This window comes from Vibrio sp. YT-18, from assembly GCF_033337345.1.
GTDB lineage: Bacteria > Pseudomonadota > Gammaproteobacteria > Enterobacterales > Vibrionaceae > Vibrio > Vibrio alginolyticus.
Window position 1 is genome coordinate 1 of sequence record NZ_JAWOQO010000076.1, and the last position, 1,648, is coordinate 1,648.

Sequence of the window (1,648 nt, forward strand, 5' to 3'; positions counted from 1 at the left end):
ATCACGAACCAAAGCCGCACCGCTATTGCCAGTCGCTTGCCCAAAATCGAGCAACTGAAAGTTACCCGGCCCCATATCGGTATTATTCTGATCGCCAACTTTTAACTCGTGCACAAGCGACGGATCCATATCCACATTCGGATCATAACCCGGCGGACGATACCCCCATGCGTCTTCAACCGTACCATTTGGATCGCCACACATCGCAATCGGCGTTAAGTTACATGTGTAAGCAATCGCCGCGCTTCGTCCCGCAACGGCACTGGCCGAAACGTTCTTAACAATCCCAAATACAGCACTCAGATACTGAGAAATCCCCATGTCAGTTACCGCGACGCGAACATAAATATCGTACTCGCCTGTCGGTGGCGTAAAGCTCGCCGCATTTACAAATGTCTGCATGTCGTGCGAGAACGTCACGGATGTGTTGCCGTCGGTAAACGACAGTTCAGTATTACCTGATTCCGATGCGATGCTGCTTAGCGTTGCGATAACCGCAGCTTCAGCTTGATCAACATCTTCCGTTTTATCTGCAACCACAGCCCCGGCGAGTGCCGCCGTATCAACCGCATTCTGTAGGCGTGTTTTGTTGAGTACTTGATGATTTAAATCAATACCGAACGCAGCAACGCCTAACAGAATCAGCAGAACCATACTGATGAGCACCAAGGTGATCCCTTTCTGGGTTCGCCTTGTTGCTGTCTGCATTTTCCTTCGCATAGCCCCTCCTATAAGTGAACGAATCACTTATTTTTCTTTGGCTACCCCGTTATTGTTGTATACCTCTAAGCTGACCTGCGTGCGCTCACCGCTTCCCTCTGGTAGATAACCTAGGTTTTCATACCATGCTTCCGGATTTAGCGTTTGTTCTGCGCGCAATTGGCTTACCGAGATTCCAAGATCAGGGTCATTCGCACAGCCAAACAAGCCGAATGATGTGAAACAAATGGTCATGATCATTATGCTTTTCATCTTGCTCTCCATTTATAGACTGTGCCCAAACTTGCCCTCAGAGCCACCTTCTGACGAACCGTACTGATTAAAATTATTGTTTGTATCTTCTTCTCTGATGTCATTGAGTTGATAGCGGTCGAAATCGAGTTTCGCGCCTTTACCCAACAGATAGAACTCCACATCGTTTGGAGCTACGAACCCATCGGTCGGCAGAGTCACTCTGCGTCTATCGATTGGCGTCGCTAATCGTGGTGTTACCAAAATCACCAGCTCGGTTTCACCAGATGTAAACTCTTCACTCTTAAACAAGCGTCCAAGTACTGGAAGGTCACTGGCTCCCGGAATACCATCCGCAACGTTACGCGCGTTTTCACTCAACAAACCTGCGATACCGATCGTTTGTCCGTCCGCTAATTCGATTGTGGTTCCCGCGCTACGCTTAGTGATTGGCGGAATAAAGAACGTTGCGTTGACTTCGTTCGGATTAAACGTCAGCACACCAGAGTTAGAAATTTCACTCACGTTGACATTGAGTTTCAGGTTGATTCTCTTATCACTGAGAATGAAAGGTACAAAGTCCAGTTGAACACCGTACTCTTTGTAGTCGATGGTAATGCCATCTTCATTCGGTACAGGAATTGGGAATTCACCACCCGCAACAAATTCCGCTTGAGTACCACTTAGTGCAGTAAGG

General features: G+C 48.0%; 3 protein-coding genes. All 3 read right to left on the reverse strand.

Annotated features, from left to right (window positions below; translation table 11 throughout):
• Positions 1-720: TadE/TadG family type IV pilus assembly protein (locus tag R7M72_RS24390; protein ID WP_318056375.1), on the reverse strand; the 720-nt coding region annotated here is incomplete at its 3' end.
• Positions 721-747: 27 nt separating this feature from the next.
• The gene (locus R7M72_RS24395; protein WP_005482341.1) at positions 748-972 is read right to left on the reverse strand and encodes a hypothetical protein; all 225 of its coding nucleotides are present in this window, start codon (positions 970-972) and stop codon (positions 748-750) included.
• Between the two features lie 12 nt (positions 973-984).
• Positions 985-1,648, reverse strand: a 664-nt coding sequence (locus R7M72_RS24400; protein ID WP_411913724.1) for a type II and III secretion system protein family protein, incomplete at its 5' end; no start/stop codon positions are given.